The following is a 13004-nucleotide window of genomic DNA, read 5'->3' as shown; positions in this document are numbered from 1 at the left end:
CTTACCTCAAACAGACACAAAGAAACAAGGGCGCGCACGGCTAGACTCCCCTGCGTGACCCGTCACGAACGCTTGAACGCACTACTGGAACTGCTCGCCGACGCCGGGCAGCTGAGCGTCGAGGAGGCCGCCGCGCGCATGGCGGTGTCGGCCGCGACGATCCGCCGCGACTTCGACGAGCTCGCCCAGCAGCAGATGCTCACCCGGACCCGCGGCGGCGCGGTCGCCAACAGCGTCAGCTACGACCTGCCGCTGCGCTACAAGACCGCCCGGCACGCGTCCGAGAAGCAACGCATCGCCGCCGCGACGGCCGGGCTCGTCCCGCCCGGGGCGATCATCGGCCTGAACGGCGGAACCACCACCACGGAGGTCGCCCGCGTCCTCGCCACCCGCCCGGATCCGGGCGGCGGCCGTCCCGCGCTCACCATCGTGACGAACGCCCTCAACATCGCCAGCGAACTGGCGGTCCGCCCGCACGTGAAGATCGTCCTCACCGGCGGCGTGCCGCGGCCCCAGTCCTACGAGCTGACCGGTCCGCTGGCCGCCGGCATCTTCGACCACGTCACGCTGGACATCGCGGTCCTCGGCGTCACCGGCATCACCCCCGAGCACGGCGCGACCTGCCCCAACGAGGACGAGGCCGCCGTCAACCGCCTCCTGGCCGACCGCGCCGACCACGTCGTGGTCGTCGCCGACGGTTCCAAGGTCGGCCGCCGCGACTTCGCCCGCATCTGCGACACGACCACCATCAACACCCTCGTCACCGACGAGACCCTGTCCGAGGAGGCCGCCGCCCCCTTCACCGAGGCAGGCGTGGAGGTCATCCGCGCCTGACCCCTACGACCGAGTGAGCCCCTCCTGCATGCGCAGTCGCTAGAGGTAGAAGATGCGGTCGGCGTTGGCCTGGAGGAGCCGGGTGTTGTGGTCGGCGCCTCCGGGGAGGTTGACGGAGCGGAAGACGGGTGGCGTGAGGCCTCGCGCGAGCAGGCGTTCGATGATCCCGGCGGTCAGGGCCTGCAGCAGTGCGCTGACGATGACGCCGGACGTGGCGCAGAACGGCTCGGGGACGCCCGGGTCGCTGAGGATCGCATCGCCGACGGGCACATGGTTGTCCAGGACGATGTGCGCGATCTCGGCGAGGCGGGTCTCGTACGCGCGGGACGTCACCGCCAGGACGGTCATCCCACGCGCGACGGCGAGCTCCGCGAGTTCGACCGGGAGAGCGTTGCGGCCCGAGACCGAGACCACGATCAGGACGTCGCCCTCCCCCGCGGGCCCGTTCTCCAAGAGCTTCGACGCGTACCCCGGAAGGCGTTCCGAAAGCCCACGGCCGAACTGTGGATAACTCGCATCTCAGCAGGTCAAGCGGGTCGCGGGTGGTCGCCGCCGGCGATCTGGTCGACGGCATGGGCGAGCACGGGCGTCAGCACGGCCATCCCGTCCCGGACACCGCCGGTGGAACCGGGCAAGTTGACGATCAGGGTGCGTCCGGCGGTCCCGGCCAGCCCCCGCGAGAGGATCGATGTGGGGACGGTGTCCCTGCTCACGGCTCGGATGGCCTCCGCGATGCCGGGAATCTCCCGGTCCAGGACGCGCCGGGTCATCTCGGGGGTGCGGTCGGTCGGGGTGAGTCCCGTCCCGCCCGTCGTCACGACGACGTCGTACCCCGCGGACACGGCGGCGCGCAGGGCCTCCTCGACGGGCTCACCGTCCGGGACGACGCGCGGCCCGTCCACTTCGCATCCCGCCTCGGCGAGCAGCCCGACCAGCACCGGACCGGACTTGTCCGCGTACACACCGGCCGAAGCGCGGTTCGAAACGGTCACCGCCAATGCGCGGATCATCGTTGCCTCCTCTGCGGACACGGCACCCCACGAAGACCTCGAGGCAAGCCGCGCCCACTATCCCAAGCCCCAGGGACGGGGCCTCGTGCGGGCGCGTTAGCGGGGCTTCCCCGGGGTGCGCTGCCAGAGGCCGGTCTTGCCTCCGGTCTTCTCCTCGACACGCACGTCCGTGATGACGGCGGCCGGGTCGATGGCCTTCACCATGTCGATGAGCGCCAGGGCCGCGACGGTGACCGAGGTGAGAGCCTCCATCTCGACGCCGGTGCGGTCGGCCGTCCGGACGAGCGCGTCGATCGCCACGCCGTCGTCCTCGACGGACAGCTCCACCTCGACGCCGTGGAGCGCGATGGGGTGGCACAGGGGAACCAGGTCCGGGGTGCGCTTCGCGCCCATGATGCCCGCGATCCGCGCGACGGACAGGGCGTCGCCCTTGGGCACCTCGCCCGCGCGCAAAGCCGCCACACACGCCGGCGACAAGCGGACGAATCCGGTCGCGGTCGCCGTGCGCGTCGAAACGGACTTGGCCGAGACGTCCACCATCCGGGCCGCGCCCTTGTCGTTCAGGTGGGTGAACCCGGTGAATTCCGAACCCATGGTCATGACGGCAGCCTCATCACCTCGACGTGGGAGCCCGCGGACGCCAGGTCGACGTCCTCGGGCAGGACGATCAGCGCGTTGGCCGACGCCAGTGAGCCCATCTGGTGCGAGCCCTGCCCTTCGGCCGGTTTCACCGTGTAGCCACCGGGCCCGTAGGTCAGGCTCGCGCGCAGGTAGTGGCGGATGCCGACAGGCGACTTCAGGTCACCCTCCAGGACGGCGGAGACCGTCGGCAGCGGTTCGGCGGGCAGCCCCTGCATCGCGCGTAGGGCCGGCCGGACGAACACCTGGAACGACACATACGCGCTGACCGGATTGCCGGGCAGGGTGAAGATCGGGGTCCCGTGCAGGAGGCCGAATCCCTGCGGTTTGCCGGGACGCATCGCGACCTTGTGGAACTCCACGGTTCCGGTGCCCGTCAGGACTTCCTTGACGACGTCCCTGGTGCCCATGGAGACACCACCGGACGTGACGATCGCGTCCGCGCGCATGAGCTGGTCCTCGATCGTCTCCAGGACCGTGTCGGGCTCGTCCCCGACCGTGCTCTGCCGGTAGCCGACGCCACCCGCCTCGGCGACGGCGGCGGTGAGCATGAAGCTGTTGGAGTCCCAGATCTGGCCCGGCGCGAGGGGCGAACCGGGTTCGCGCAGCTCGTTCCCGGTGGACAGGACGACCACGCGCGGACGAGGCCGGACCAAGGCGCGGGGCCGTCCGACGGCGGCGATCATGCCGAGCCGGGTCGCGCCCAGGCGGGTCCCCAGGGGAGCCACGACCTGGCCTTCGAGGACGTCCTCCCCGGCGCGCCGGATGTAGTTCCCGGACGGCGCCGACCGGCTGATCCGGACGGACGTGCCGCCGCCGTCGGTCCATTCGACCGGGACGACCGCGTCCGCGCCCGCGGGCAGCGGCGCGCCCGTCATGATGCGCGCGGTGAGCCCGGTGCGGATCGCCGCCACACCGTCGTCACCCGCGACGATGTCGCCGACGACGGGCAGCGTCACCGGGGTCTGCTCGGACGCGCCCGCGATGTCGGACGCCACGACCGCGTAGCCGTCCATCGCCGAGTTGTCGAACGGCGGAAGCGGCACCGGCGAGGCGATGTCCTCGGCGAGCACGCCCCCGCCGGCCTCCAGCAACGCCAGGTCAAGCGGCGGCAGTACGGGCACGGCGGCCAGGATCCGCGCCAGGTGCTCTTCGACCGTCCTCATCGTCCGTCCTTCCGACGGGTCGTCAAACGTCGTCGATGGTCCCGCGGCGGGTCGTCAGGCATCCTTCGTGGTGTCCGCGCCGTCCTGCGCGCGCACGAAATCACGCAACCACGCCATGAACTCGGCGGACAGGTCCTCACGCTCGGAGGCGAACTGCACGACCGTCTTCAGGTACTCGAGCTTGTTGCCGGAGTCGTAGCGGCGACCCCGGAACTTCACGCCGTACACGCCTCCGCCTTGTTCGGCCGGCATGTCGGCGAGGGTGCGCAGTGCGTCGGTCAACTGGATCTCTCCCCCGCGCCCGGGCGGGGTCTTCTCCAGGACGTCGAACACGGCGGGGTCGCAGACATAGCGTCCGATGATGATCCAGTTGCTCGGCGCCTCCGCGCGCGCGGGCTTCTCGACCAGGTCGGTGATCCTGACGACGTCGTCCTCGTCGGTGCCCTCGATCGCGGCGCAACCGTAGGCGGAGACCTGGTCGGGCTCGACCTCCATCAGCGCCACAACGCTGCCGCCGTACTGGTTGCGGACCTCGACCATGCGCTTGAGCAGGGGGTCGCGGGCGTCGATCATGTCGTCGCCCAGGAGGATCGCGAACGGCTCGTTCCCCACGTGCTGGCGGGCGCAGAAGACCGCGTGGCCGAGGCCGCGCGGCTCGCCCTGCCGGACGTAGTGCATGATCGCCAGGTCGGCGGACTCGCGGACGGCCGCGAGGCGCTCGTCGTCACCCTTGGCGTTCAGCGCCTCTTCGAGCTCGTAGGCGCGGTCAAAGTGATCCTCAATGGAGCGCTTGTTGCGCCCTGTGACCATCAGCACGTCGGTGAGACCCGCGTCCACCGCTTCCTCGACGACGTACTGGATCGCAGGTTTGTCGACGATGGGGAGCATTTCCTTGGGAGTCGCCTTGGTGGCAGGCAAGAATCGGGTCCCGAGCCCTGCCGCCGGAACGACGGCCTTACGTACAGGTGCGAAGTCGGCCATGTAGAGACCCTAGTCACCGTGAAGGACCAGAGCGTGCACGACATCGGTTCCAAACCCGCGCTGCGGGCTGAACTTCTGGCCAACCGCGCGGAACTGTCCGCCGACGTCCGTTCGGCGGCGGGACGCTCCATTCGGGACACCTTGCTAGGCGTCCCCCAGTTGGAGATGGCCGGCACGGTCGCCGCCTATGTCTCCCTAGGCACCGAGCCCGAAACGCACGGATTGCTCTTCGCCTTGTGGAAGCGCGGCACCTACGTCCTCCTCCCCCGGCTGCTTCCGGACAACGAGCTCGACTGGGCGTCCTATGAGGGGCCCGATTCCCTCGTCCCCGGACGGTTCGGTCTCATGGAGCCCAGTGAGCCCGCGCGTGGCGTGGAGGCGATCGCCAGTGCCGACGTCGTCCTTGTGCCGGCCCTGGCGGTGGACCGGACCGGTGTTCGTCTCGGCCGTGGCGGTGGTTCCTATGACCGGGCCCTCGCGCGCGTGAGCCCGGCCGTCCTGACGGTGGCACTGCTCTACGAGGGCGAACTGGTCGACACCCTTCCCAGGGAGCCGCACGACCAACGGGTCCGCGCGGCCGTGACGCCGGAGTCGGGGCTTCACCCGCTGGGGGGCGCCAATTAAGGTGGCCCCGCACACAGAGATCTGTCGGCCGCCTCAGGTCGTCACGCTTTCCACCCTGGCGTGACGGTCATCTGGAGCGGCCTCGCCCACCACAGCCGCCGTCCGGCGTGGCCGACGTGCGCAGGCACGAGGCAGGCGTCATATCGGGCTGCGGCAGGACGGCCGCCTGACCGGTATCGGCCGTCCACATGCGGCTTTGGACGCTGGGCCGGGGGACCCTGGCAGCGCCGTCCCCGGCGGCAGATCCTCGTGCGCACGCGACCGGTCATCGGCGGGAGAAGGGATGGCGAGGACGGTATGACGACGACACCGTGGAACGTGCTGGCGCTTGCGCCTCTGGGCGAGGACATCGTCAGGGGGCTGTTCGCACCACTGGGGGACGCAGTCGAGGTCTCCTTCCCATCCTCGCGCGACCGCGCGGGGGTGCACGCCGCGATCGCCGAGGCGGACATCGTCGTCTCCGACTTCTCCGGCGATCTGTCGCTGGACGCCGACGCCGTGGCGGCGGCTCCCCGCCTCGCGTTCGTGCAACTGCCTCAAGTCGGCTCGGACAACGTCGACATGGAAGCCCTGACGCAAGCGGATGTGCCCGTCGCCAACACCGCCGGTGTCAACGCGCGCGCGGTGGCCGAGTGGGCCGTCGGGGCCGCGTTCTCACTCTGCCGTGGGCTCGCCTGGGCCGACCGTGCCGTCCGGGCCGGTGGCTGGCCCCAGATGGAAACGCTCGTGCACGGGGGACGCGAACTCCACACACAACGCGTCGGGATCGTCGGCTACGGCGCGATCGGCTCGGAAACGGCCCGCCTGTTCTCGGCGCTGGGCTGCCCGGTCTCCTACTGGACGCGTCGCCGCCGTCCGCAGGCGCCCGCCACCTACCGCGAGCTCGACGACCTGCTGGCGCACTCTGACATCCTCGTGGTCGCCCTGCCGCTGACGGACGAGACCCACGACCTCCTGAACGAGGCCAAACTCGCTCTCCTGCCTTCCAAGGCGCTGCTGATCAATGTCGCGCGCGCGGGCATCGTCCCCGAGGACGGCCTGCTGGCGGCGCTGGATTCGGGCGATCTCGCCGGAGCGGCGCTCGATGTCTTCGACGTCGAGCCCCTGCCCGCCGACCACCCCCTGCGCACGCACGAGAGCGTCCTACTGTCGCCCCATGCGGCATGGGCGACCACGCAGGCGCAGATCAACACCGCCGTGGTGATCCAGGACAACGTGAAGGCGGCCGTGGAGGGCCGTCCTGTACGCAACGTGATCAACGGTCTGTCACCCAAGATCGATCGGCGCTGAGCCCACAGAGCCCGGCGACCGACCACACGCCCCCACAAAAGCCCAGGTCACAGGGATTACTGAACGCCCGTTATGCGATTGATGGGCGAACTGCATAGGATCTCTTAACGATCACCTAGGCGAAAGGTGGGATGTGCAGCTCGACCTCTGGCTACTCCTCGGAGCCTCGCTCATACTCTGTGCGATCGTCGCCGTGCGATTGTCCACAAGCGCGGGACTCCCCACGCTCCTTGCCTACCTGGGCCTCGGCCTGCTGATCGGCGAATCCGGCCTCGGATTGCGCTTCGACAACGCGGAACTCGCCGAGGTCCTCGGCCTGGCCGCCCTGGTGCTCATCCTCGCCGAGGGCGGCATCACCACCGACTGGCAGAAAGTGCGCCGTTCGGTGCCCGCCGCACTGTCGGTGTCCACGATCGGCACCCTGGTCAGCATCGGCATCGTCGCGGTGGCCGCCGCATGGCTGCTGGACATGGACTGGCGGCTCGCGTTCCTCCTGGCCGCCGTACTGGCCCCCACCGACGCCGCCGCGGTGTTCTCCGTACTGCGGCGACTGCCGCTCCCCTCACGCCTGACGGGCCTCCTCGAGGCCGAATCCGGCTTCAACGACGCCCCCGTGGTGATCGTCGTCGTCACGCTCAGTGCGGCGAAGGCCGCGGACCACGCGCCGAACCTGGTCGAACTGGCCGGGGTCATGGTCTACGAGCTCGTCGTCGGCGGCCTCATAGGCGTCGCGGTCGGATGGGCCGGGGTGTACGCCCTGCGCCGTATGGCGCTCCCGGCGTCCGGCCTCTACCCCATCGCGGTGCTGTCCCTGTCGGTCGGCTCCTATGGCGCGGCGAACCTGCTCCACTCCAGTGGATTCCTCGCGGTCTACGTGAGCGCCCTGGTTCTGGGCAACGCGCGCCTTCCGCACCGGCCCGCCACACGCGGTTTCGCTGAAGGCATCGCCTGGCTGGCCCAGATCGGCCTGTTCGTGATGCTCGGCCTATTGGCGTCCCCCAGCGACCTGCCCGCTCAGATCGTCCCCGCTCTGGTGATCGGTTTCGTCCTGCTCCTGGTGGCGCGGCCAGTGTCGATCCTGATCTCCACGGCCGGATTCAAGTTCTCCATGGGAGAAAAGCTGTTCGCCTCTTGGGCGGGCCTACGCGGGGCGGTCCCGATCGTCCTCGCCACGATCCCCATGGTGAAGGACGTCCCGGGCGCCAGCCGCCTCTTCGCGATCGTGTTCACCATCGTCGTCCTGTTCACCCTCCTCCAAGGGCCGACCTTGCCCCTGGTGGCCCGCTGGTGCGGCCTCAAGGACGACTCGCGCGCACGCGAACTGGGCGTCGAAGCCGCCCCGCTCGAGGAACTCCACGCGGACCTCCTGGAGATCCGCATCCCGGACGACTCCCACCTCAACGGTGTCGAGATCTTCGAGCTGCGCCTGCCTCGTGGGGCCTCGATCACACTCGTGGTCCGGGACGGCGAAAGCTTCGTTCCCGAGCCCACCACCACCCTGCGCGCAGGAGACACCCTCCTGGTCGTGACCACGGCAGAGGTCCGGGACATCGCGGAACGCCGCCTGCGCGCGGTCAGCCGCCGCGGCAAGCTCGCGGGCTGGTTCGGAGAAACAGGGGCCTAGTGACGGAATGGCCGAACGCCCCTGACCTGGCCTGATCACCCGCCGCGCGCGGGCAGGAGGGCGAGCCGGGAACAGATCGGTTGCGAATCCTGTTCACTACATCGGTACCATTAGCAGTCATCTACGGTGAGTGCCAGTCCGGTTCACCCCCGGTCTGAGGCGACAAGGAGGGACCGTGCCGACGTATCAGTACGTTTGCACCGAGTGCGGCGAGCCTCTGGAGGTCGTGCAGAAGTTCAGCGACGACGCGCTGACCGAGTGCCCGGCGTGCGGTGGCAAGCTCCGCAAGGTCTTCTCGGCCGCCGGCATCATTTTCAAGGGTTCGGGCTTCTACCGCACCGACAGCCGGGGCGGGTCGTCCTCGACCGTCAGCACCCCGGCCTCCGCCAAGTCGTCCTCCGGGAACGACTCGTCGGGAGGCTCGTCCTCGACGTCCTCCTCTTCGGACTCGTCCTCCTCTTCCTCGACGGCGAGCAGCAGCTCGACGTCGTCCGAGAAGGTCGCCTGACCGCCGTCCAGCGGTTCCTTTGGCTTCACGACAGCCGGGGTCTCCTTGTTGAGACCCCGGCTGTCGTCGTTCCATAAAGGCTCGTGGACGCATCTCTGGGACGTCCCTTATAGACCCCGCCGAGCAGGGACGACGCACGTACGCGTAGGGGGCGAGCCTCGGTTGTCAGCGAGTTATCCACAGTTGGGCGCCGGGCTTCTTTGATCCCCGGCGGGCTGGTTAGGGTCGGCGGCATGTCCTCTTCGAGTTCCACGTCCACGTCCCCGTCCGCCGAGATCGGCGTCATCGGCGGCTCCGGCTTCTACTCGTTCCTCGACGACGTCACCGAGATCGAGATCGAGACCCCCTACGGCCCGCCGAGCGACCCGATCACCATCGGCGACCTGGGCGGACGCCGCGTCGCCTTCGTCCCCCGGCATGGCCGCGACCACCGCTTCCCGCCGCACCGCATCCCCTACCGGGCGAACCTGTGGGCCCTGCGGTCCCTCGGCGTCCGGCAGGTCCTGGCCCCGAGCGCGGTCGGCTCCCTCGCCACCCAGTACGGGCCGGGCACCCTCGTCGTCCCCGACCAGCTCGTCGACCGGACGTCGGGCCGCCCGCAGACCTTCTACGACGAGGCCGCGGCCATCCACCTCTCCTTCTCCGACCCGTACTGCCCCACGGGCCGCGACACCGCCCTGTCCGCGGCCCGCACGGCCGACTGGGCCCCGGTGGACGGCGGCACCCTCGTCGTCATCGAGGGCCCCCGCTTCTCCACCCGCGCCGAGTCCCGCTGGTTCGCCGCCCAGGGCTGGACCCTCGTCGGCATGACCGGCCACCCCGAAGCCGTCCTCGCCCGCGAACTCGCCCTCTGCTACACCCCGCTCTGCCTGGTCACCGACCTCGACGCCGGCATCGAGGAGGGCGAGGGCGTCACGATGGCCGAGGTCCTCCGCGTCTTCACCGAGAACATCGGCCGGCTCCGTCCTCTGGTCGCCGACATCGTCGCCAACCTCCCCATCGACCGCACCTGCCCCTGCCCGAACGTCCTGGACGGCATGAAGCTCCCCATCACCCTCCCGTAACCGGCCGAAGCCCTCGGGCGTCTGTTCGCCTGACGACCGTCCCCGGCTCAGCCCGCCACCAGAGCCACACCTCAACGCCCGACCAGGCCGCCCCGGCCCCTGAACCGGCGTCCCAGCCGCTTTCAGAACCCGCCGCTGCGGCCCGATGCCCCACACCCGACCCCGACTCCATCCAGCAACGGATCAACCACCAAGAGTCCTCGACGGGTCGCCTCCCCAAACGCTCCGTCAAGGTCACCAATCAGGCAGGACGCCCCGGCCGAGCCGCCCAGCGCAGGGTAGCCACGCGCTCAGAAGGCCCCTGGCAGGCGAGCAACTCCACCTCCGACCGGAGATCACAGAAAGCGGAGAAGAAACATGTCGCAATCACCACCGACCTGGGAACGCCGACTCGAGCCCGGAGCCACGCAGGATCCAAAGCTCCCCGGAGCACGAGATGAATGAGGGATTCGGGCAGCGCCGACGGCTCTTAGCCGCGCTGTTCGCAGCGCTCGGAACCGGGCTCGCCCTCCTGGCGATCCAGCCGTCCGCGCCACCGGCGATCCGGGTCGCGGTCGCCGCGCGGGACCTGGCCGCCGGCGCCGCTCTCCGGCCAGGCGACATACGGATCATCGCGTTACCGCCTGCGGTACGCCCGGACGGAGCACTTCGGAATCCACCGGTCGGCCGAGTCCTCGCGGGGGCCGTCCGACGCGGCGAGGCCCTCACCGATGCCCGCGTCCTCGGGCCGGGCCTCCTCGACGACCAGCCTCCGGGGATGGTGGCCACGCCCATCCGCGTGGCGGACTCGACGGCGGCCCGCCTCCTTCATCCCGGTGACCGGATCGACGTCCTCACCGCGACACCTCCGGGCTCCGCATCAGAACCCCCCTCGGTGCCGGACGTGCCAACTCCCGCGCCCAGCTCCGACGGACCCAAGACACCGCCAGCAGGAAAACCGTCCATTGGCGCGGCGGTCCCGCCCCGTGTGGACATGAGCGCCGCCCCGCCTTGTGCGGACATGGGCAATGTCGCGCCGGGCTCACTCAGGACAGGGACGGGCAGCACCGCCGAAGGCTTACAGGCGGAGCCGACCGAGACCGCTTGGCCAGAGGCAGCCCCGGCGGGAGGCATACGAGGGCAACCAGACCGACAGCATCAGCAGTGGTGCACCGGAAGGCGCTCAGCCCACCCGACCGAGAAAGGCACGCCAACCCCCTCGGCAGCCACAGATCCATTGTTCGCTTCCAGACGCGTTCCGACGCAGTCGATATCCGCCGACGGGGCGCAGGGGCACCCGATGACCAGATGTGCGTCATCCCAGCCGCCTACGAGATGGACGCCGACACCGCCGCATGTCACGTGGCTACCCACACAACTGGGCCATGCAGCGACCCCGATGCGACTGCCCTTCGTACGACTGTCGGCGCGACTGATATCCGGGCGAATGCCGACGCGACCGGATTCCCCCCAGACTCCGACACGGCTGGCGTCCCTTCGGGCGCTGGCACGACTGACATCCGGCCGGGTGACGGCACAGCCCGCATCAGCCCAGGTGACAGCACAGCCTGCACCCGCGCAGCCGCCGGGATGGCCGACGTCCGCCCAGCCGGCGGCATGGCCGGCATCCGGCCGAAGGATGGCACGACCGGTGTCGGCGAGGGCTTCGACGCCGCCGAGTTCTGGCGGGGCGGAAGCACGGTTCAGTTCCGTTTGGGAGCCAACGTGGCTGGTCGGCGAATGTGCGCTGCGTGTTCAAGGTCGAGCTATTGGCGGGCAGCGCCTGGCTCTCCGTTCTCCAAGAGTCGGGGAGGGCCGAAGAGTCAGCTCGGCTTCCTGGTCGCGGGTTGTGGTCTCGTCCGTGGTGGTTCTCGCTGTGCCCCGAGAAGAAAGTGGCCTCGGCGGTGCCGGACAGGGGGCATTGGTCGTGTTGGCGACCAGTCGCACACAGGCCGCTGCATTGGCAGGGGCGGGAGGGCCGTTGGTGGTGGTGCTCGTCAAGGATTGATGACTCCACTATGTTACCGTTTAGCGACTCTGGGTGACGAAAGGATGCTCGTGGAAGGGTTCAAGAGGTTCTTGCTCCGGGGCAACCTGGTCGATCTCGCTGTTGCCGTCGTCCTCGGTGCGGCCTTCGGCGCCCTGGTCACTGCTTTCGTGGACTCGTTCGTAGGCCCGCTGCTGGCCCTGCTCGGCGGTCAGCCGGACTTCAGCAACCTCAACTTCAAGATCAGCGGAACCGTGTTCCCCTACGGGAAGTTCATCACGGCGGCGATCTCCTTCCTGATCATCGCCGCGGTGGTCTACTTCTTCGTCGTCCTGCCCGTGGCGAAGCTGCTGGAGCGCGCCAAGCGCAAGGAGGAGGCGTCGGAGCACCCCTGCCCGCGTTGCATGAGCGAGATCCCGATCGAGGCCACCCGCTGCAAGTTCTGCACGTCGGAGGTCCAACCCGCGTAACGCCGTCCATGCCGCCCTCGGCTCGGGCGCATGGCAGGAGCCGCACTCTCGGCGCGCTGCGCGAGAGCATTCCACCCTGGGAATCGCATCCCTGGGAGCCTGCCGGGGCAGCCGGCTCTTCACTTCGCCAACGCCCCACGCCCGACACCGCCATAGGTGCTGACGGAAATGCGCCGCGGTTGAGGCCTCTCACGGTCGAGCGTGTAGTGCCATGGCGAGGCCTGGCCGGACGTCGCACATCGTGACCTGGCGAGCCGGTTGAGGCTGTCACTGCTGTGGAGTGACACGCACTGATCTGGCCGAGTCGATGGCCTCGTTCGCCTCGTCCGCCTCGGTGTCGCGCTCAGTGAACGCGGACGGCCCACACCGCAGGGCCCCTTGAGCGGGGGGCCACTCTGTGGGACCAGGGAGCGTCGGCGTCTCTCATCGCAGGGCCCAGCAAGCTCGGGCTGCCCACGCCGTAGGGCCCGGTGAGCCCGGGCGGTGCGCGCGGCGGCGGGGCGGGATGGGGCGGGGCAGGGCGGCAGCGAGGACGCCCGAGGGCTGCGCATCTCACGTCCCGCACGACGAGCGCACGCGATCCACGATGTGGTGGATGCCGGTCCGGATCGAATCGGATCAGTCGATGGGGCGTCATCGCCGCAGGCAGCAGATGCAGGCGCGGGCAGCGAGCGCGGGCCATGGAAGCGAGCGCGGGCGGCATACACAGGCGCAGGCAGTGGACGCAGGCGCGGGTGGTGGAAGCGAGCGTGGGCAGTGGGCGGCGGGCCCGGGCCGCGGGCGCGGGCCGCGGGCGCGGGCCGCGAAGGCGGGCGCCTGGCGGTGGGA

General features: G+C 69.8%; 12 protein-coding genes and 2 pseudogenes. 8 read left to right on the top strand and 6 right to left on the bottom strand.

Translation table 11 applies throughout. The annotated features are described in order from the left end of the window. Positions 1-54 precede the first annotated feature (54 nt). On the top strand, positions 55-834 hold the full coding sequence (locus EBO15_RS31695) for a DeoR/GlpR family DNA-binding transcription regulator (RefSeq protein WP_122198156.1): 780 nt from the start codon (positions 55-57) through the stop codon (positions 832-834). Between the two features lie 39 nt (positions 835-873). Here the strand turns inward: EBO15_RS31695 and EBO15_RS31690 are convergent. The 5 genes and pseudogenes from EBO15_RS31690 to galU form a co-directional block, all read right to left on the bottom strand. Further along, positions 874-1308, bottom strand: a pseudogene (locus EBO15_RS31690) (sugar isomerase domain-containing protein); the annotation flags it as partial. A gap of 53 nt (positions 1309-1361) precedes the next feature. Beyond that, on the bottom strand, positions 1362-1844 hold the full coding sequence (locus tag EBO15_RS31685; RefSeq protein ID WP_122198154.1) for a MogA/MoaB family molybdenum cofactor biosynthesis protein: 483 nt from the start codon (positions 1842-1844) through the stop codon (positions 1362-1364). Between the two features lie 96 nt (positions 1845-1940). Next, complete coding sequence (moaC, locus tag EBO15_RS31680; protein WP_122198153.1) at positions 1941-2444, bottom strand: cyclic pyranopterin monophosphate synthase MoaC; 504 nt, start codon at positions 2442-2444, stop codon at positions 1941-1943. Further along, positions 2441-3649 (bottom strand): molybdotransferase-like divisome protein Glp, encoded by a 1209-nt coding sequence (gene glp / locus EBO15_RS31675; protein ID WP_122198152.1) that lies wholly within the window; start codon positions 3647-3649, stop codon positions 2441-2443. The genes moaC and glp overlap by 4 nt, the downstream gene beginning before the upstream one ends. Positions 3650-3703: 54 nt before the next feature. Beyond that, positions 3704-4630 (bottom strand): UTP--glucose-1-phosphate uridylyltransferase GalU, encoded by a 927-nt coding sequence (gene galU / locus EBO15_RS31670; protein WP_122198151.1) that lies wholly within the window; start codon positions 4628-4630, stop codon positions 3704-3706. Positions 4631-4648: 18 nt separating this feature from the next. Between galU and EBO15_RS31665 the strand changes: the two genes are divergently transcribed. The 4 genes and pseudogenes from EBO15_RS31665 to EBO15_RS47140 form a co-directional block, all read left to right on the top strand. Next, complete coding sequence (locus EBO15_RS31665) at positions 4649-5254, top strand: 5-formyltetrahydrofolate cyclo-ligase (protein ID WP_233616556.1); 606 nt, start codon at positions 4649-4651, stop codon at positions 5252-5254. Positions 5255-5551: 297 nt separating this feature from the next. Then, positions 5552-6544: an NAD(P)-dependent oxidoreductase gene (locus EBO15_RS31660; protein ID WP_122198149.1), complete on the top strand. Its 993-nt coding sequence runs from the start codon at positions 5552-5554 to the stop codon at positions 6542-6544. A 133-nt stretch (positions 6545-6677) separates the two neighbouring features. After that, positions 6678-8168 carry a potassium/proton antiporter gene (locus EBO15_RS31655; RefSeq protein ID WP_122198148.1) on the top strand — a complete coding sequence of 497 codons (1491 nt, stop codon included), beginning with the start codon at positions 6678-6680 and terminating at the stop codon, positions 8166-8168. 130 nt (positions 8169-8298) lie between these two features. Next, positions 8299-8484 (top strand): annotated as a pseudogene (locus EBO15_RS47140) (FmdB family zinc ribbon protein); the annotation flags it as partial. Between the two features lie 14 nt (positions 8485-8498). On the opposite strand, the gene EBO15_RS47135 reads toward EBO15_RS47140, so the two are convergent. Then, entirely contained in the window at positions 8499-8705 is a 207-nt protein-coding gene (locus EBO15_RS47135; RefSeq protein ID WP_325051953.1) for a hypothetical protein, read from the bottom strand. Positions 8706-8909: 204 nt separating this feature from the next. Here EBO15_RS47135 and EBO15_RS31645 point away from each other — a divergent pair, with 204 nt between their 5' ends. From EBO15_RS31645 to mscL, 3 genes are all read left to right on the top strand, one after another. Next, positions 8910-9740, top strand: a complete 831-nt coding sequence (locus EBO15_RS31645; protein ID WP_122198146.1) for an S-methyl-5'-thioadenosine phosphorylase — start codon at positions 8910-8912, stop codon at positions 9738-9740. Positions 9741-9885: 145 nt separating this feature from the next. Beyond that, a complete protein-coding gene (locus EBO15_RS47385) occupies positions 9886-11727 on the top strand; it encodes an SAF domain-containing protein (protein ID WP_122198171.1) in 1842 nt (613 codons plus the stop codon). 50 nt (positions 11728-11777) lie between these two features. Continuing rightward, positions 11778-12176, top strand: coding sequence for a large conductance mechanosensitive channel protein MscL (mscL, locus tag EBO15_RS31635; RefSeq protein ID WP_122198170.1), 399 nt, complete (start codon positions 11778-11780; stop codon positions 12174-12176). Positions 12177-13004 lie beyond the last annotated feature (828 nt).

The sequence above is a fragment of the Actinomadura harenae genome, from assembly GCF_003696215.1.
In the GTDB taxonomy this organism is placed as follows: domain Bacteria; phylum Actinomycetota; class Actinomycetes; order Streptosporangiales; family Streptosporangiaceae; genus Spirillospora; species Spirillospora harenae.
The sequence above is the reverse complement of the archived record's forward strand: the minus strand, read 5'-3'. Positions and strand labels throughout refer to the sequence as shown.

Bases quoted from the DNA above. Each gene is read 5' to 3' on its own strand.
- EBO15_RS31685 (WP_122198154.1), bottom strand. From the start codon at position 1,844: ATGATCCGCGCATTGGCGGTGACCGTTTCGAACCGCGCTTCGGCCGGT.
- moaC (WP_122198153.1), bottom strand. From the start codon at position 2,444: ATGACCATGGGTTCGGAATTCACCGGGTTCACCCACCTGAACGACAAG.
- glp (WP_122198152.1), bottom strand. From the start codon at position 3,649: ATGAGGACGGTCGAAGAGCACCTGGCGCGGATCCTGGCCGCCGTGCCC.
- galU (WP_122198151.1), bottom strand. From the start codon at position 4,630: ATGGCCGACTTCGCACCTGTACGTAAGGCCGTCGTTCCGGCGGCAGGG.
- EBO15_RS31660 (WP_122198149.1), top strand. From the start codon at position 5,552: ATGACGACGACACCGTGGAACGTGCTGGCGCTTGCGCCTCTGGGCGAG.
- EBO15_RS31645 (WP_122198146.1), top strand. From the start codon at position 8,910: ATGTCCTCTTCGAGTTCCACGTCCACGTCCCCGTCCGCCGAGATCGGC.
- EBO15_RS47385 (WP_122198171.1), top strand. From the start codon at position 9,886: ATGCCCCACACCCGACCCCGACTCCATCCAGCAACGGATCAACCACCA.